Source organism: Pseudoalteromonas sp. SCSIO 43210 (assembly GCF_054133285.1).
This window is the reverse complement of the sequence record NZ_CP087225.1, coordinates 3,978,219-3,995,237: the sequence shown is the minus strand read 5'-3', so window position 1 is coordinate 3,995,237 and position 17,019 is coordinate 3,978,219. Positions and strand designations below refer to the sequence as shown.

18 protein-coding genes are annotated in these 17,019 nt (G+C 38.4%); 14 read left to right on the top strand and 4 right to left on the bottom strand.

Annotated features, from left to right (window positions below; translation table 11 throughout):
* Window positions 1-252: 252 nt before the first annotated feature.
* Window positions 253-675, bottom strand: coding sequence for a DUF2721 domain-containing protein (locus LOS73_RS17495; RefSeq protein ID WP_007377863.1), 423 nt, complete (start codon window positions 673-675; stop codon window positions 253-255).
* Window positions 676-759: 84 nt separating this feature from the next.
* On the opposite strand from LOS73_RS17495, the gene LOS73_RS17490 reads away from it, so the two are divergent.
* Genes LOS73_RS17490 through tsaD form a run of 3 tightly spaced genes read left to right on the top strand, consistent with a single transcriptional unit; the run spans window position 760 to window position 2,750 of the window.
* The gene (locus LOS73_RS17490; protein WP_457934038.1) at window positions 760-1,113 is read left to right on the top strand and encodes a putative signal transducing protein; all 354 of its coding nucleotides are present in this window, start codon (window positions 760-762) and stop codon (window positions 1,111-1,113) included.
* The gene (locus LOS73_RS17485) at window positions 1,106-1,696 is read left to right on the top strand and encodes a YjaG family protein (protein WP_008134889.1); all 591 of its coding nucleotides are present in this window, start codon (window positions 1,106-1,108) and stop codon (window positions 1,694-1,696) included. Before LOS73_RS17490 ends, LOS73_RS17485 begins: the two co-directional genes overlap by 8 nt.
* Window positions 1,697-1,736: 40 nt before the next feature.
* Window positions 1,737-2,750: a tRNA (adenosine(37)-N6)-threonylcarbamoyltransferase complex transferase subunit TsaD gene (gene tsaD / locus LOS73_RS17480; protein ID WP_457934037.1), complete on the top strand. Its 1,014-nt coding sequence runs from the start codon at window positions 1,737-1,739 to the stop codon at window positions 2,748-2,750.
* 20 nt (window positions 2,751-2,770) lie between these two features.
* Here tsaD and plsY read toward each other — a convergent pair whose 3' ends face one another.
* On the bottom strand, window positions 2,771-3,373 hold the full coding sequence (plsY, locus tag LOS73_RS17475; protein WP_008134886.1) for a glycerol-3-phosphate 1-O-acyltransferase PlsY: 603 nt from the start codon (window positions 3,371-3,373) through the stop codon (window positions 2,771-2,773).
* A gap of 247 nt (window positions 3,374-3,620) precedes the next feature.
* Between plsY and folB the strand changes: the two genes are divergently transcribed.
* From folB to trmB, 8 genes are all read left to right on the top strand, one after another.
* A complete protein-coding gene (folB, locus tag LOS73_RS17470) occupies window positions 3,621-3,980 on the top strand; it encodes a dihydroneopterin aldolase (RefSeq protein WP_008134884.1) in 360 nt (119 codons plus the stop codon).
* Entirely contained in the window at window positions 3,981-4,469 is a 489-nt protein-coding gene (gene folK / locus LOS73_RS17465) for a 2-amino-4-hydroxy-6-hydroxymethyldihydropteridine diphosphokinase (RefSeq protein WP_306725231.1), read from the top strand.
* Window positions 4,466-5,266 carry an undecaprenyl-diphosphate phosphatase gene (locus tag LOS73_RS17460; protein ID WP_007377856.1) on the top strand — a complete coding sequence of 267 codons (801 nt, stop codon included), beginning with the start codon at window positions 4,466-4,468 and terminating at the stop codon, window positions 5,264-5,266. The genes folK and LOS73_RS17460 overlap by 4 nt, the downstream gene beginning before the upstream one ends.
* Before the next feature lie 179 nt (window positions 5,267-5,445).
* Complete coding sequence (gene mpl, locus LOS73_RS17455) at window positions 5,446-6,801, top strand: UDP-N-acetylmuramate:L-alanyl-gamma-D-glutamyl-meso-diaminopimelate ligase (RefSeq protein ID WP_008134879.1); 1,356 nt, start codon at window positions 5,446-5,448, stop codon at window positions 6,799-6,801.
* 1 nt (window position 6,802) lies between these two features.
* Window positions 6,803-7,423 (top strand): flavin prenyltransferase UbiX, encoded by a 621-nt coding sequence (locus LOS73_RS17450; protein WP_033030926.1) that lies wholly within the window; start codon window positions 6,803-6,805, stop codon window positions 7,421-7,423.
* Window positions 7,423-8,352, top strand: a complete 930-nt coding sequence (locus tag LOS73_RS17445; RefSeq protein WP_033030928.1) for an ABC transporter ATP-binding protein — start codon at window positions 7,423-7,425, stop codon at window positions 8,350-8,352. The genes LOS73_RS17450 and LOS73_RS17445 overlap by 1 nt, the downstream gene beginning before the upstream one ends.
* Window positions 8,353-9,120 (top strand): ABC transporter permease, encoded by a 768-nt coding sequence (locus tag LOS73_RS17440; RefSeq protein ID WP_007377852.1) that lies wholly within the window; start codon window positions 8,353-8,355, stop codon window positions 9,118-9,120.
* The gene (gene trmB / locus LOS73_RS17435; RefSeq protein ID WP_007377851.1) at window positions 9,120-9,788 is read left to right on the top strand and encodes a tRNA (guanine(46)-N(7))-methyltransferase TrmB; all 669 of its coding nucleotides are present in this window, start codon (window positions 9,120-9,122) and stop codon (window positions 9,786-9,788) included. The genes LOS73_RS17440 and trmB overlap by 1 nt, the downstream gene beginning before the upstream one ends.
* A gap of 13 nt (window positions 9,789-9,801) precedes the next feature.
* On the opposite strand, the gene LOS73_RS17430 is transcribed toward trmB, so the two are convergent.
* Window positions 9,802-11,685, bottom strand: a complete 1,884-nt coding sequence (locus LOS73_RS17430) for a bifunctional diguanylate cyclase/phosphodiesterase (RefSeq protein ID WP_007377850.1) — start codon at window positions 11,683-11,685, stop codon at window positions 9,802-9,804.
* A 272-nt stretch (window positions 11,686-11,957) separates the two neighbouring features.
* On the opposite strand from LOS73_RS17430, the gene panP reads away from it, so the two are divergent.
* Window positions 11,958-13,583 (top strand): pyridoxal-dependent aspartate 1-decarboxylase PanP, encoded by a 1,626-nt coding sequence (panP, locus tag LOS73_RS17425; RefSeq protein ID WP_007377849.1) that lies wholly within the window; start codon window positions 11,958-11,960, stop codon window positions 13,581-13,583.
* A gap of 277 nt (window positions 13,584-13,860) precedes the next feature.
* On the opposite strand, the gene argE is transcribed toward panP, so the two are convergent.
* Window positions 13,861-15,015 carry an acetylornithine deacetylase gene (gene argE, locus LOS73_RS17420; protein ID WP_007377848.1) on the bottom strand — a complete coding sequence of 385 codons (1,155 nt, stop codon included), beginning with the start codon at window positions 15,013-15,015 and terminating at the stop codon, window positions 13,861-13,863.
* A gap of 221 nt (window positions 15,016-15,236) precedes the next feature.
* Here argE and argC point away from each other — a divergent pair, with 221 nt between their 5' ends.
* Together argC and argB are read left to right on the top strand one after the other, a co-directional pair.
* Entirely contained in the window at window positions 15,237-16,247 is a 1,011-nt protein-coding gene (argC, locus tag LOS73_RS17415; protein WP_007377847.1) for an N-acetyl-gamma-glutamyl-phosphate reductase, read from the top strand.
* The gene (gene argB / locus LOS73_RS17410; RefSeq protein ID WP_007377846.1) at window positions 16,248-17,015 is read left to right on the top strand and encodes an acetylglutamate kinase; all 768 of its coding nucleotides are present in this window, start codon (window positions 16,248-16,250) and stop codon (window positions 17,013-17,015) included.
* Window positions 17,016-17,019 lie beyond the last annotated feature (4 nt).

The following is a 17,019-nucleotide window of genomic DNA, read 5'->3' as shown; positions in this document are numbered from 1 at the left end:
CCCCTTTTAATATTTATCAAAGAGGTAAATTGTTAAAAAGTATTATCCTTTAGCCTTGAAACTCATGATTTATTACTTACCTAGTATCCTTTTTAGGGATAAGTAAATCATAAAAAAGGCTTTGTAATCAATTTTTTATATATTCTAGTAAAGACGAACATTCTAAATTAAGAAAAAAGTATGCCACATAATAGGGTATTGATTAAGCACAATTTACGAATAGTTGAATGAACATTGACACATATCAGCTTTTTATTTAACAAAGTTACGATTAACACGGTTGCTTAATGGTTTGTTTTCTATGCTTTGGAGTTCTATTTCAATAGCATCACATGATATGTGGATTTCAAATAAAGAGGTTAATAACGATAAACTTAAGCAAGTTAAGCTAACACCAAATAAAATAATGCCCGCTGTATTAAATTCAATAAATAGTGCAAACATGGATAAAGTGCATAATAAAAATGATGCCACACCATATACTTGCATAGTTCTAATTAGCTTAATACGCTTTCTCAAGTTTGTTATTTGCGCGACGACAACGGGGCGAATTGACTCTCCTTCTCGTGCGTTTAGTTCCCGAATTAATTGTGCTAATACTAAAAATCGGTTTGTGTAGGCAAGTAATAACAATGATATTGCAGGAAAAAGTAAACCTGGAGTGGTGAGTGTCATAATGTATCCTTAAGTGGTATTACTAGCTTTAATTTGTACAGCGTAACGCAAGATATTGTATACATAAAATAAACGAGGTGGAAATTGCAAAATACTAATAATACAAACGAAACTGTAGGCTCTTTTCAATGGGTAACAATTTATAATGCCGAAAATACCCTTGAAGCTAATATTCTTAAAGGTTTAATACAAACAAGTGGTATTGAATGCCAAATTAAAGGAGAGATGTTGCAAGGCGCAATGGGAGAAATCCCATTTGATCAAACCCAAGTTAGCGTGCAGGTTTATGCGATAAAAGAGCGCCATGCGCGACAAATATTGGTAAACTATCAACAAGTAAAACAATCCGCTTCAGATTGGGTATGCCCTAACTGTAATGAGCATAATGGATCAACATTTGATTTTTGTTGGTCATGTGAGACATCAAAGAATGACTAAAGCAAATAATTTTCAGCGTATTAGAGAGCTAAACTATTTACAAAAAGCCGTTTTAGCGAGTGCTTTAATTGAGCGAATGCTGCCAAATTACGGTTTATTTAGCGAAGCAACAGGGTTTGGTGACGAAACCTTATTACGAAATTCGCTTAATGTTTGTTGGGAAAAAATATTACTACCTAAAAGTAAAATAGATCTCGAGAAACAAGTTGAAAAAATAGAGCCAAATGTTCCTGAACTTGCTGATTTTGATATGTTTGGTACGTATCCAGCTATTGATGCAGCAACGTCGTTACTTAGCTTAATGCACGGTTTAATGGCGCAAGACGAGCAAGAGTTCATTAGTGTAAGCAAAATATCGCAAGCGACCGTTGCGCGTTTTATTGAATACCAAATGACAGTTGAAGGTGAAATCGCAGATAATACCGCCGTTAGAGAGCATCCATTAATGCAATACGAGATTGAAGTATTGGGTGAGCTAATTGATTTTGTAGAGAATATGGGGCGTATTACCTCCGATAGCGTAAAGGCACTTAAAAAGTTTGCCCTTGAAGATGGCCAAACAAATATTGGTCTTTCGTTATAAAAATAGTTTAGTAATAATTTAAAAAGGCTGGAGAAATACTGTGCGAATTTTAGGCATTGAATCGTCGTGTGATGAAACGGGTATAGCAATATACGATGATGAAAAAGGCTTGTTAGCTCATCAATTATATAGCCAAGTAAAAGTACACGCTGATTATGGCGGTGTAGTGCCGGAGCTTGCATCACGCGATCATGTTCGTAAAACGCTACCGCTTATAGATGCTGCTTTTGCGCAAGCTGGTTGTGGCCCCGAAGATTTAGATGGTATTGCTTATACTGCAGGACCTGGCTTGGTTGGCGCACTACTTGTAGGTACCTCCATTGGCCGCTCTCTAGCATACGGGTGGGATATTCCTGCGGTAGCGGTTCATCACATGGAAGGGCATTTACTTGCCCCTATGCTTGAGGAAAATATCCCTGAGTTTCCGTTTATTGCTTTATTAGTATCTGGCGGTCATACCATGATGATTAAAGTAGCAGGTATTGGACAATACGAAGTACTAGGTGAGTCGGTTGATGATGCTGCAGGTGAGGCTTTTGATAAAACGGCTAAGTTGCTTGGTCTTGATTACCCCGGTGGTCCGCGCTTAGCTAAAATGGCTGAACAAGGTGTTGCTAAACGCTTTGTATTTCCTCGTCCGATGACTGATAAGCCAGGCCTTGATTTTAGTTTTAGTGGTTTAAAAACAGCTGCATCAATCACTATTCGTGAAAATGATGATGACGAACAAACTAAAGCCGATATAGCGCATGCATTTCAAACTGCAGTTATTGATACGCTTGTTATTAAATGTAAGCGAGCACTTAAACAAACCGGTATTAAACGTTTAGTCATTGCAGGCGGAGTAAGTGCAAATACACAGCTTCGTTTACAGCTTGAGCGCGTTATGAAGGGCATGAAAGGCGAGGTTTTTTATCCTCGTACTGAGTTTTGTACCGACAATGGAGCAATGATTGCTTATGCGGGTATGCAGCGTTTAAAAGCAGGGCAATTTGCCACGCTTGATATGAAAACAAAACCGCGTTGGCCAATAGATAGCTTGGAAGCTATTTGATACTCGATATATTAAATGTTTTAATTTTCATCTGTGGGTGTTTTTTTAGTGCCCACTTTTGGTTCATCGCCACTAAATAATCTAATAATATTAGTGCGATGACGAAAAATAATTAAGATCGTAATAAAAGCGACTGGTAATGTATAAAGTGGTTTTATTAGCCAAGTATACAAAGGTGCTAAAGAGACAGTAACCAATGCTGCAAGTGATGAATAACGTGTAACTGCAATAATAACTAACCACGTAAAAATAAGTAAACCCGCCAGCGATAAACCAATAGGTAACAATGACCCAAATGCTGTAGCGACTGCTTTACCGCCTCTGAAACTAAAAAACAGTGGATACATATGTCCTAAACACGCAGCAACTGCAATCAAACCTAACTCAAATGGCTCAAACTTTAAAAAATAAGCGCCCCAGACCGGAATCGTCCCTTTTAAAATATCAAAAATTAACACTAAGCAAGCAGGTAATGCACCTCCCAATCTATAAACATTAGTTGCGCCAGGGTTGTTAGAACCATGGCTTCGAGGATCTGGAAGGGAGAATAGTCGTGACACCAATATGGCCGATGAAATTGACCCGAGTAAATAAGCTAAAACAAATATCAAAATGGCTAACACACGCTTCCTTACTTTTTTATTGTTATACCAACCACATTTAATGCAATTGGTATTGCTTTTGGGCTATTATTGGCGGCAAAATTTATCGTAAAAATTATTATGCTTCTTTCATTACTAGCTAACCTAGCTATTTTGTTATTGTAGAAGGATTTTTTACATATTTAAACACTGATTAAAGCATATACAGCATTAATTTTTTTGATGCTTTATATAACAAGTTCAGTCGTTTTGGTTATTTGGAGTATCAATGGACAAGGTATTTATATCTCAATTGCACGTCGACACCATTATTGGAGTGTACGACTTTGAAAAAGAAAGTAAACAGAGCCTTTATTTTGATATTGAAATGCTGAGTGATATTAAACCCGCAGCTGCGAATGACGATATTAATTTAGCACTTGATTACTCAAAAGTAAGTGAGCGAGTTATTGAGCACTGCACTGCTAAACCAGTTGAATTACTCGAAACATTAGTAGAACAATTAGCGCAAATTATTTTGACTGAATTTAATACTCCACAAGTAACAATTAAAGTAAGTAAACCCGCAGCAGTGGCGCAAGCGCAAACTGTAGGTGTTGAAATTACACGCGCTAAGGTAAGTAAGTAAATGGCGCAGATTTATATCAGCCTTGGGTCAAATATAAATAAAGTACATTACATGCAATCTGCATTAATCGCACTTGAGCGCCACTTTAAAAAAATTATTCACTCGTCTGTTTTTGAGAGTGAAGCGGTGGGGTTTGCTGGTAATAATTTTTATAACTCGGTGGTTGCAGCGACAACAAGCATGGCATTGGCTGATGTATGCGCTCTATTAAAGCAAATAGAACGTGATAATGGCCGTACTGCCAGTGACAAAAAATTTAGCCCTCGGACACTGGATTTAGATTTACTGTTTTACGACGATGTAATTTGCCAAAGCCCTGCACAACTGCCCCGTGACGAAATAACTAAAAATGCATTTGTATTACAGCCTCTGAGCGAGGTTGCTCCTGATTTTTATCACCCTGTAGCTAAACAAACAATTGCCCAGTTATGGAGTGCGTATAATAACCCTCAACAAAAATTATGGAAGGTGGAGTTTTCTAACCCATGAGTATTATTGAAATAATTATTTTAGCCCTCATTCAGGGGTTTACTGAGTTTCTACCTATATCGAGTTCAGCGCATTTAATTCTACCATCGCAAGTTTTAGGCTGGGAAGATCAGGGACTTGCATTTGATGTCGCTGTTCACGTTGGGACTTTAATTGCGGTCGTTATTTATTTTCGTAAAGAGGTGGCCGATATACTTACTGGGTGGTTTAAATCATTTGGCGCACAAGGTACTACAGATGATAGTAAGTTAGGCTGGTGGATTATTTTAGGCACTGTTCCAGCGGCTATTTTAGGCTTACTGCTAAAAGACTTAGTTGAATTGTATTTACGCAGTGCATGGGTTATTGCCACAACGACCATTGTATTTGGTTTACTCCTTTGGTACGCCGATGCAAAAGGTAAGCAAATTAAAACTATTTACCAACTTAATTGGAAAACAGCGCTTCTCATCGGTTTTGCACAAGCTGTTGCAATGATCCCGGGAACTTCTCGCTCAGGTATTACCATGACTGCTGGTTTAATGCTTGGAATGAATAAGCAAAGCGCAGCGCGTTTTTCGTTTTTACTGGCAATTCCTATTATTTCTATGATGGGGCTATATTACACAGTAGAGCTTGCGCTAGGCGATCATGTTGTAGATTGGAACACGTTATTACTAGGTGTGGGGTTATCGTTCCTATCAGCTTATGCATGTATATTTATGTTTTTGAAAGTGATAGAGCGAATGGGTATGCTGCCGTTTGTAATATACCGCTTATTACTAGGTGTTGGCTTGATTGTATTTTTGACAATGTAGTTAACCACCGACGAACAAAAAAGCCTTCTAACTTAAGAAGGCTTTTTTGTTATTAAAGTGTTGTTTTTTGGCATGAGTGAAATGCTTACTCGCAATGGTAACTCAGCACTAATTTTGGCATTATAGCGCCATTAAACTTTACATTACTGTAAAGTGGTCACGCGATTTAAGGAAAGTATATGCATATACATATTTTGGGCATTTGTGGCACGTTTATGGGTGGTATTGCAGCCATAGCTAAATCGTTGGGTCATAAAGTAACCGGCTCTGATCAAAACGTTTACCCGCCAATGAGTACGCAACTTGAAGATCTTGGTATTGAATTAACCCAAGGCTATGACGTATCTCAATTAGATCCAAAGCCTGATATGGTGGTTATTGGTAATGCAATGAGCCGTGGTAACCCGTGTGTTGAATATGTCCTTGATAAAGGTCTGCCTTATACTTCAGGTCCTGAATGGCTTAAACATAATTTATTGCAAAACTCATGGGTGCTTGCTGTAGCAGGGACCCATGGAAAAACAACCACAGCGAGTATGTTGGCATGGGTATTAGAATACGCTGGCTTAAAGCCTGGGTTTTTAATTGGCGGCATAGTACAAAACTTTGGTATATCAGCGAAAGTGGGCGAAACGCCATTTTTTGTTATTGAAGCCGATGAATACGACACTGCTTTTTTTGATAAGCGCAGTAAGTTTGTGCATTACCTCCCACGTACGCTTATTTTAAATAACCTTGAATTTGATCATGCTGATATTTTTGAAGATTTAAACGCAATAAAAAAACAATTTCATCACTTAATGCGTACATTACCCCAAAGCGGCAAGGTAATTTGGCCAAAGCAAGACGTAGCGCTTAATGACGTAATAGCACAAGGGCTTTGGAGCGAAAGCGAAACGCTCGGTGTTGATTGGAATTATGAGCTAATAAAAGCCGATGGTAGTGAGTTTAATGTATTACTTAATGGCGAAAAGCAGGGAGTTGTTCGCTGGCAAGCAATAGGCGAGCATAATGTTAAAAATGCGATAATGGCTATAGCTGCTGCGCGCCATGTGGGTATAGCCATTGATCATAGTATTGATGCGTTAGGAGAATTTATTAGCCCTAAAAGGCGTATGGAGCTTAAGGCTGATATAAATAATATTAAAGTGTATGACGACTTTGCGCATCACCCAACGGCAATTAAAACAACGCTTGCGGGCTTGCGCGCAAAAGTAGGCGATGAAAAAATTATCGCTATTTTAGAGCCGCGCTCAAACACCATGAAAATGGGCGTACACCAACATACATTATTAGATTCACTGCGTGATGCTGACGAGGTACTACTTTTTGAACCAGAGAATCTAAATTGGTCGCTAAAAGAACAAGCAGATAAAGCGGGTATGCAGTGCTTTAACAGTACACAAACAATTATTGATGCAGTGCTTGAAAATATTGAGCCTAATCAACACATTTTAATTATGAGCAATGGCGGTTTTAATGGCCTTCATCAACACCTTGTTAATGGTTTAGCAGCTAAATACAGCGGAGAATAACGTGCAATTTAAAGATAAAATTACGCTCGCTTTTAGTGGTGCATCGGGTGCGCCTTATGGGCTTAGGTTACTTGAAGTATTGCTTGAGCAGCAATTTCAAGTTTACGTACTTATCTCAAGTGCTGCGCGAGTGGTGCTTGATACAGAATCAAACATCAAGCTCTCTGGTAATGAAGATAAAGCCACTGAGCAGTTAAGTACGCTGTTTAATGCCAAACCTGAGCAGCTAAAAGTATACGGTAAAGATAACTGGTTTAGCCCTGTGGCTTCGGGCTCAGCTGCACCTAAAAAAATGGTGGTATGTCCGTGTAGTGCTGGGTCGGTTTCTGCAATTGCAGTGGGGGCGTCAGATAATTTATTAGAACGCGCCGCTGATGTGGTAATTAAAGAACGCGGACAGCTCATTTTAGTGCCTCGCGAAACACCATTCAACGAAATTCATTTAGAAAACATGCTTAAGTTATCTCGTTTAGGGGTGACAATTATGCCAGCAGCGCCTGGTTTTTATCATAAGCCACAAAGTATTGAAGACTTAGTTGATTTTATGGTGGCGAGAATTTTAGATCATTTAAACATTGAACATAACCTAACAAAACGTTGGGGTTATGGTGAGGGTAAATAATGAATAAGCAAAATATTGCTTTAAATATAAAAGGCCTTACCAAGGTTTATAAAAATGGTGTTGAGGCTATTAAAGGCGTTGATTTACAAGTTGAAGAGGGCGATTTTTTCGCTTTACTTGGTCCAAACGGAGCAGGTAAATCAACTACTATTGGTGTTATTTCGTCACTTGTTAATAAAACAAAAGGCAAAGTAGAGGTATTCGGTTGTGATATTGATACCGAGCTAGAAGCTGCAAAAGCGCATTTAGGACTCGTGCCGCAAGAGTTTAACTTCAGCCAGTTTGAAACGCTTAGCCAAATACTGGTTAACCAAGCCGGTTATTATGGTGTGCCACGCGGCGAAGCCCACAAGCGCGCCGATAAATACCTAGCGCAGCTTGGTTTGTTAGAGAAAAAAGACAAACAAGCGCGTACGCTTTCAGGCGGTATGAAACGCCGTTTAATGATTGCCCGCGCACTTATGCACGAGCCAAAACTGCTTATACTTGATGAACCAACAGCAGGTGTAGACATAGAACTTCGCCGTTCAATGTGGGATTTTTTACGCCAAATAAATGAGCAAGGCGTAACGATTATTTTAACCACACACTACCTTGAAGAAGCTGAGTTACTGTGTAAAAACATCGCCATAATCGATAATGGCCGAATTGTTGAAAACACCACAATTAAAGCGTTGCTTGCAAAGCTTGATAAAGAAACCTTTATTTTAGATTTAAAAATGCCTGCAAACCCTGTCACGCTTGAAGGCTATAAATTTACCATGACGGACGATCACACTGTTGAAGTTGAAGTCGCTAAATCTCAGGGGTTAAATGCGGTATTTAGTGCATTAACAACTCAAGGTAATACTGTTTTGAGTATGCGAAATAAAGCGAACAGACTAGAAGAATTATTTGTAGGATTATTAGAGCAAGGGCGGGGCGAATAAATGTTTAAATATGGCGTAGCCTTAAAGAGTTTATGGATTAAAGAGTGCATTCGTTTTTTACGTATTTGGGTGCAAACCTTAGTACCACCGGCAATTACGATGAGCTTATATTTTGTTATTTTTGGTAACTTGATTGGTTCACGGATTGGCGATATGGGTGGCTTTAGCTACATGGAGTTTATTGTACCTGGTCTTATAATGATGTCGGTTATTACTAATTCCTATTCCAATGTAGCCTCTAGTTTTTATTCAACAAAGTTTCAAAAAAGCATTGAAGAGCTTTTAGTTGCACCTGTGCCTAACTACATTATCGTGCTTGGTTATATGGGCGGTGGTATGACGCGCGGTATTATGGTGGGCTTTATAGTTACCTGTGTGTCGTTGTTATTTGTTGATATTCAAATTCATAATATTTTTGTAATTATGGCGACCGTTATTTTAACCTCGGCTGTATTTGCTTTAGGTGGTTTAATTAATGCAATTTATGCAAATAGCTTTGACGATATAAGCATTATCCCCACCTTCATACTAACGCCATTAACCTACTTAGGAGGGGTGTTTTATTCTATATCGTTATTGCCTGAATTTTGGCAAAATGTATCACAAATCAATCCTATAATTTACATGGTTAACGCATTTCGTTATGGCTTTTTAGGCGTGTCGGATGTCGATTTAAGCGTGGCGCTTGGGGTTATTTTAGTATTTATAACAGCGTTATTTACATTAGCGCTTACATTAATTAAAAAAGGTGTGGGGCTAAGACACTAATGAGTGATGCAAATTCACGTAGTATTGTATCTAATCAAGCGGGTATTCACGAAAAGCTTGATGAAATAGTAAATAAGCACTTAGAGGCTGAGTTTAAAAAACCGATTGCAGCGCATACTCAGGCCGCATTTGATGAAGTAAACGCTAAAGTACAGGCCTTTAATGGCCCGCTTATTTTAGACTCGTGCTGTGGCGTGGGTGAAAGCTCAGCTAACTTAGCTAAGCGCCATCCTGATGCACTTGTCATTGGTATTGATAAGTCATCACACCGATTAGATAAGCACGATGTTGAGTACAAGCAAACCGACAGCGGGCAATATATTTTAGTTCAAGCTGATTTAAATGATTTTTGGCGTTTAGCGGTTGCTGCTAATTGGCAACCTACGCACCATTACTTGTTGTATCCAAATCCATGGCCTAAGTCTAAGCATATTCGTAGACGCTGGCATGGCGCGGCTATTTTTCCATTTATTGTTAAGTTAGGTGGTCAATTAGAAGTGCGCAGCAATTGGGATATTTACGTTAAGGAGTTTGCTAGGGCACTTGAATTAACAGGCAACCCTTGCGAAGTAACGCTTTATGAGTCAGACGATGCAATTACGCCTTTTGAGCGTAAATATTGGGCCAGTGGCCAGCAAAGCCACCGACTCATTATTAATTTAACCTAATGTGATGACCAATTTAGCTCATTAATTCTTCATCACTTTGAGAATTAACATGTGGCGCTGGGGGAGCAAAATAAATACCTTGCATCAGCGTCACATTCGCTTTTTTCAGTGCGGTCACTATGGTTGTATTTTCTACTGAACCGGCTGTGAGTTGTAAGCCAAGTTGGTTTGCAAAGCTTGCTATGTGTTCAATAAACAAATAGATATCTTTATCGTTAACAATTTGTTTTATTAAGGCCCCATCTAACTTAATACCATCAACTTCAAGTTTTAGTACGTTAGAAATATTTGAATAACCACTGCCAAAATCATCAATGATTACTTTTACACCCTTTGTTTTAACCATTCCTATGAATGCTTTTACCTCTGAAAAATTAGCTATAGCTTGTGTTTCTAATAATTCTAAGGTGATGTTACTCGGGTGTGGATAACGTTTTAATTCGTCGGCTATAAATTCGCTCAAACTAGGATCAAGCATATCTTGCGCGGTTATATTTAAGCTCCAGCAAATATCTGTTTTTCTAAAGCGGCTAATACATTGTGAGAATATAGTACGGGTCAACAAGCCATCCATTCTTGAACGGGTAACTACATTTAAAAAAGCCTCTGGCTTGAGTATTTCACCACTTGCTGTAACCATGCGCGCTAAACATTCATACTGCACTACGCGTTTAGTGTTTATATCAATAATAGGTTGAAAGTAAGGGACAATACGATTGTTATCAAATGCTTCGCGAACCTCTTTAGCCATTTCTACATTGTATTGATATTGCACTTTTACATCGTGAAGTGCTTTTGAGTAATTAACAACGGTATGACGACCTTGTTTGGCTTGCAGTGCCGCAATATGGGCATTTTCTAATAACAAAGATTTGTTACCGCTGGCTATACCGGCACACAACGTAATATAAATAAACGGGTCGGTTAATAGTGGGGTATTAAAGTTGTAGGTTTCGATTAAGTCGTTAAACTCATCGTACGGAATTTCTTTTGGTGCAAGTAATACCAGTTTATTGGTCGCTAAGCGATAAATATGACAACGAGCAGAGCAGCGACTTTTAAAATGCATGAGCAAGTTTTTCATTACTTTATCGCCCACCTCAGTGCCATAAAAGCTATTTATGTCTTCAATTTCGTTAATCCAAATAACAGCTAATTGCATATGGTGCGCATTACTTTGCTTTAGGAAGTATTCAAGCGCTATATGATTTGCAAAGCCCGTACTGGAGTCTGTTGCTAAAGATCGTTTGAGTAAGTAAATATAAATAGTTGCAACAAGTATAGCGATAAAGAAAAAGAAGCTCGCCATAGCGGCCGCCTTTGATACACTTTCTTTAAGTTTTTGGTTTAAATCATAAATGGTGATATCAGCACCTGTTATGTAGGTTTTACCATTAGTGCTATCAACATAAGGGATAAAAATAGTTTTAAAATGTCCCCATTGATCTGCTGATATTTCAAATACAGGCTCTGTCGAATAAAAAGCACTAATGTTCGCCTTAGTGGCTTCAGGGTAAAGATCTAAAAACTGGGTTACTTTGCCATTGCTTTGGTCTTCTTTTGTATAACTCGATGCACTAAAGTAGACTTTGTTATCTTGAAGTACCATCGCGTATACATAAGCAATGTTGAGTGCTTGGGCAAAGTCAGAAAGTTGCTTACTCTTTTTTTGATAATCAGAAAAACTAATCGTTTTTCCCTGATTAACTTTATTTAGGTATGTATCGCCGAGTATATGCTTAACACTGGTGGCTGCGTTAAGTAAGCGCGTATCAACAGAGTGCATTATATCTGCGCGTGTTGTTTGGTAAGTATAATAAACGTAGGTAAGTAAACTGATTAAAAATAGACTAAAACCCGCCATTAACCAACTTACCCTTACTCTTCCTTTTAGCATGTGCTTCCCTTTTTTGTTATTTTTTTATTATACGCAAAATATATAAATGCCCAATAATTAATTCTTATTTATTGGCAAGGCTTAAATATTAATTAAATTATCACTTTTTTGTCATGTCTTTGTCTGCTTTTATGGCTTTAAGCGAGACATTTTAGTTATATTGCAGTAAAGTTAGCGCAATTAATTAAAAACACTGTTACTTAAAATAACGCCTTAATTTGGCGTGTTTCATAGACAAACACGTGTTTTAGCTACACACACTAGGTATTGAGATGGATCAAAAGCGTTGTGCCGTCGCCTCTAAAGAAAGCCTTAAGCGTATATTTACTGTACCTGAAGCGCCAGACTCAACTTTAAGCAAAATCGAGCTTGAAATTTCGAGTAATTTAGCAGGTTTCTTAAACGAAAATATTGCGGCAATTGAAAAACCATTACATGAAATAGAAAAAGACTTTCAATCGGCAGTGATCCCAGAAGATCCAACGTTTGTATCTGCTTATGCCCAAGACATTATGGAGCAACTTGTTGCGCATTCTGTGCATACAGCTGCGCCTAGCTTTATTGGTCACATGACCTCTGCTTTGCCGCATTTTTTATTACCGCTGTCAAAACTGATGGTAGGGCTAAATCAAAATCTAGTAAAAATAGAAACATCTAAAGCGTTTACGCCTCTTGAACGTCAAGTACTTGGGATGATGCATCATCTAGCTTATGGGCAAGAAGATTCATTTTATTCTAAATGGATGCACAGTGCTAAAACCTCATTAGGTGCATTTTGCTCTGGTGGTACGGTTGCTAATATTACTGCGCTTTGGATTGCGCGAAACCGTTTATTAAAACCGGATGGCGATTTTAGAGGTATAGGCGCACAAGGCTTAATTGCCGGTATGCTGCATTATGGCTATAAAGGTTTAGCGGTATTAATATCAGAACGTGGACATTATTCATTAGGTAAATCGGTTGATTTACTCGGCATTGGTCGCGATAACTTAATTGGTATTAAAACCTGCGAAAATAATAAAGTCGATGTAATAGCGATGCGCGAAAAAGCACGTGAGCTTGAAGCGCAAGGCATTAAAGTAATGGCCATTATTGGGGTCGCGGGGACAACCGAAACCGGTAATATTGACCCACTGGACGAAATGGCCGATTTGGCACAAGATATTAACTGCCATTTTCATGTAGATGCTGCATGGGGAGGAGCGACGCTTTTATCAAACACGCATCGTCCTTTATTAAAAGGAATTGAGCGAGCAGATTCAATTACCATTGATGCACACAAACAAATGTATGTACCCATGGGCGCTGGTTTAGTTTTATTTAAAGATCCTGCTGCAACTGATGCAATAGAGCACCATGCTGAGTATATATTACGTAAAGGTTCAAAAGACTTAGGTAGTCACACGCTTGAAGGTAGTCGCCCAGGTATGGCGATGTTAGTACATGCTTGCTTACGTGTTATTGGTCGTAAAGGCTACGAGATGTTAATCGATCGTAGTATAAAAAAAGCACATTATTTTGCTGGTTTAATTAAAGCAGATGAAGATTTCGAACTTATTTCAGAGCCTGAGCTGTGTTTACTAACGTATCGTTATGTACCTAAACAGATTAAGCAGGCAATAAAAGATGCTGATGCAACAACACGTTTAGACATTTTTGCATCACTTAATCGTTTTACTGCGAGTATGCAAAAGCGTCAGCGGGAGTCTGGTCGCTCGTTTGTATCACGTACACGCCTAACGCCATCTAAATACGATAATCAACCTACTGTTGTATTTAGAGTGGTCCTTGCAAACCCACTTACATCAGGCGCTATTTTAAAAGATATTTTAGCCGAGCAAAAAGAACTAGCTAAAACAGATCCTGTATTTAAAAAGTACCTCAGTAAGTATATGTAGCTAATAGGGTGTAATTTAAAACAAGAAGACGCTTAATTGCGTCTTTTTTTTACTTGGTTACTTAATAAACTTGAGGGATTAAACCTAACGCTAATTTCTTATTTACAACTGTATGAACACAGGAGTAATACCAATCCGCTTAAATATAGGGTCTATTTAACGTTAAGGAAATTACGCTAGAACTAGGCAAAAAATTTTGTATCTAGTTGCTCTAAATAATTATTTTCTGTTGTCATCGATAAGATTTTTTTATCTCAAAATAGGGCACTTAATTAAGTTAATTGATATTAAAACAGCTGGCTTTAATAATGTTACTGATAATTTTTTGTGACGGTTTTATTTTTTCCATTGCTAAAAACTCATCAGGCTGATGGGCTTGATCTATTGAGCCCGGCCCCATAACGATTGTTTCACACCCTAATTGCTGAATAAAAGGTGCTTCAGTACAGTAATTAACAGCTATTGCTTTTTGCCCTGCTATTTTTTCAGCTAATATCACTAAAGCACTGTCGGTGTTGCCAGTAAAGGCTGGTATTGGCTCGTGTAAATCAATTACGCTGACCGCATTGGGGTATTGTTGATTTATCTCTTTCGTTGCATCAAGTATTAATGCTTGTAACTCTTTTACACTCAAACCTGGTAATGGGCGCATATCTATATGCATTTCGCAGCAAGCACAAATTCGGTTAGCGTTGTCGCCGCCATGAATATTACCAAAATTTAATGTTGGGTAAGGTATTTCAAAGTGGCTTAATGAATACTTATGCTTTAACTGCTCTTTTAAGAACAATAATTTTGAAGTCACTTTATGCATGATTTCTATGGCGTTGAGACCACGTTCGGGATCAGAGCTATGACCTGAGCGTCCAATTACTCTAATCGCTGTACTCATATGTCCTTTATGTGTAAATACCGGTGTCATATCAGTAGGTTCACCAATTATACATCGCGCAGGTTTTAAATTTGGGTGCTTACATATTTGCTGTGCACCTGCCATTGTGGTTTCTTCGTCGGCAGTGGCGAGTATTAAGATAGGCTGGGTTTGCTGCTTTTCATCAAGTTCACTAATCGCTTGTAATACAAACGCAAAAAAACCTTTCATATCAATGCTACCGAGCCCATATAATTTATTGTCGAGTTCGGTAAGTTTAAACGGATTATGATTCCAGCGACTATCATCAAACGGGACAGTATCGGTGTGGCCCGCGAGCATTAATCCACCATCTCCTTTGCCACGTTTAGCTAATAAGTTATAGCGACCTTTACCTCCTTCTAATTCAATGATTTCACATGTAAAGCCAAGTGTTTCGCACCACCTCGCAAGTAGTTCAATTACGCTTTTATTACTCATACACTGACTATCTTCAATTGCACTGATAGACGGAGCTGCAATCAATTGTTGATACATAGAAATAAACGATGGCAAAGGCATAAAAAAATCCAAAATAAGTATTCAATTTAATTGCATAACAATATAAAAGTATTTATGATGAATATCAATTCACTTTTTAAGCATAAATATATTAAAGTAACGTTATGAAAACAATGCGACGATAATCAAAATTCATTAATAAAAGGCTAAATTAGCGCCAAGGCTAGTTTAAGCGAACAAGATAGACAAGTAACAACTAATTTTAAGATAACGAGTAACAAATGAATGTAGTGATTATTGGCGCAAGCGGTTACAGCGGCGCAGAGTTAGCAAGTTTAGTTGCTAAACACCCAAACTTAACTTTAGCGGGTTGTTATGTATCAGAAGGCAGCTTAGATAAAAATAAATTGCTAAGTGATTTATATCCTGAACATCTAGGCTTGCTCGACTTACCATTACTCCCTCTTGGTGAATCAGCTTTTGATTACATTCAAACTAGTGCTGACTATGTGTGCTTATGTACAGACCATAAAGTGAGTGTTGATTTAGCACCGCGTTTTTTAGCAATGGGTAAAAAGGTATTTGATTTATCTGGTGGCTATCGCCTTGCAAGCAATGATGATTACGTTACATATTATGGTTTTGAGCACCAACATCCTGAGCTATTAAATAAAGCTGCTTATGGTTTAGCTGAGTGGAATGGCGAAGCTATTGCCAATGCACGGTTAGTCGCTGTTGCTGGATGCTACCCAACGGCCGCACTAAATGCATTAAAGCCTTTGCAACAAGCCGGTTTATTAAGCGAACAGAGTATTATTATTAATGCGGTATCGGGAGTTACCGGCGCAGGGCGTAAAGCCAGTGTAGGAACGCATTTTTGTGAAGTGTCGCTTGCACCTTATGGTTTGTTTAATCATCGCCACGGTCCTGAAATTGAGCAACATCTTGGTCACCAAGTCTTATTTACGCCGCACTTAGGCAATTTTCCTCGTGGTATTTTAGAAACTATTTATGTGCAGTTAAAGCCTGAGGTAACAAGTGAGCAAGTAACACAAGCGTATCAGGTACTTGCCGATGAGCCACTTATTCGTTTATTAGGCGATAAAATCCCATCAATAAAAGGTGTAGCTAAGCAACCTTATGTTGATATTGGTTGGCAGCAGCAAGGATCGCAATTAATTGTTATTGCAGCAATAGATAATTTATTAAAAGGCGCTGCAGGTCAAGCTTTACAGTGTATTAATCTATCAATGAATTTAGAGCATACCACGGGCTTAAAAGGAGCGTTTTAAATGAGTAAAAAAACGTGGGTTATTAAACTAGGTGGTGCTGTACTTAATACAGAAAACGCGGCTAAAGCATTGTTTGATGTACTTAATGAGCAACAAAATGCTCAGTTTGTAATTGTACACGGTGGCGGTGCACTTGTTGATACTTGGCTAAAAGAAGCTGGTTTTGCCAGTGCTAAGCACCAAGGTTTGCGTATCAGCCCTGCAGAGCAAATGCCTTACATCGTAGGTGCACTAGCAGGTTGTGCCAATAAACAATTAATGACTCAGGCTATTAGTGCAGGGCATAAACCGGTTGGGTTAAGTTTGTATGAAGCGGGTGTTACTGCTACTCAAAAGTTAAAAGCACTTTGTTTAGTAGGTAAATGTACAAGTAACGATGATTCTATTATTAACGATTTACTTAAAATTGGCAGGCTACCGATCGTTAGCTCTATCGGTTTTGATGAGCAAGGCCTTTGGTATAACGTAAATGCTGATGAAGCTGCAGCGGCTATTGCTAGTAATTTAAACGCAGAACTTATTTTTATGACTGATGTAGAAGCGGTGCTTGACGCAAATAAGCAGCCCTTACATCAACTTGACACAAAACACATTGATACTTTAATAGATGAAGGAGTAATTGTGGGCGGGATGGAGGTCAAAGTTAAGACCAGCCTTCACGCTGCCCAACATTTACGACGCGGTGTGTATATTTCCAGCTGGCAAAAGCCAGAAAATTTAACTGACTTGCTTGAAGGCAAGCATGTCGGAACTAAAATTACACCATAGGTTT

Bases quoted from the DNA above. Each gene is read 5' to 3' on its own strand.
- LOS73_RS17495 (WP_007377863.1), bottom strand. From the start codon at position 675: ATGACACTCACCACTCCAGGTTTACTTTTTCCTGCAATATCATTGTTA.
- LOS73_RS17485 (WP_008134889.1), top strand. From the start codon at position 1,106: ATGACTAAAGCAAATAATTTTCAGCGTATTAGAGAGCTAAACTATTTA.
- folB (WP_008134884.1), top strand. From the start codon at position 3,621: ATGGACAAGGTATTTATATCTCAATTGCACGTCGACACCATTATTGGA.
- folK (WP_306725231.1), top strand. From the start codon at position 3,981: ATGGCGCAGATTTATATCAGCCTTGGGTCAAATATAAATAAAGTACAT.
- LOS73_RS17460 (WP_007377856.1), top strand. From the start codon at position 4,466: ATGAGTATTATTGAAATAATTATTTTAGCCCTCATTCAGGGGTTTACT.
- mpl (WP_008134879.1), top strand. From the start codon at position 5,446: ATGCATATACATATTTTGGGCATTTGTGGCACGTTTATGGGTGGTATT.
- LOS73_RS17445 (WP_033030928.1), top strand. From the start codon at position 7,423: ATGAATAAGCAAAATATTGCTTTAAATATAAAAGGCCTTACCAAGGTT.
- LOS73_RS17440 (WP_007377852.1), top strand. From the start codon at position 8,353: ATGTTTAAATATGGCGTAGCCTTAAAGAGTTTATGGATTAAAGAGTGC.
- trmB (WP_007377851.1), top strand. From the start codon at position 9,120: ATGAGTGATGCAAATTCACGTAGTATTGTATCTAATCAAGCGGGTATT.
- LOS73_RS17430 (WP_007377850.1), bottom strand. From the start codon at position 11,685: ATGCTAAAAGGAAGAGTAAGGGTAAGTTGGTTAATGGCGGGTTTTAGT.
- panP (WP_007377849.1), top strand. From the start codon at position 11,958: ATGGATCAAAAGCGTTGTGCCGTCGCCTCTAAAGAAAGCCTTAAGCGT.
- argE (WP_007377848.1), bottom strand. From the start codon at position 15,015: ATGCCTTTGCCATCGTTTATTTCTATGTATCAACAATTGATTGCAGCT.
- argC (WP_007377847.1), top strand. From the start codon at position 15,237: ATGAATGTAGTGATTATTGGCGCAAGCGGTTACAGCGGCGCAGAGTTA.
- argB (WP_007377846.1), top strand. From the start codon at position 16,248: ATGAGTAAAAAAACGTGGGTTATTAAACTAGGTGGTGCTGTACTTAAT.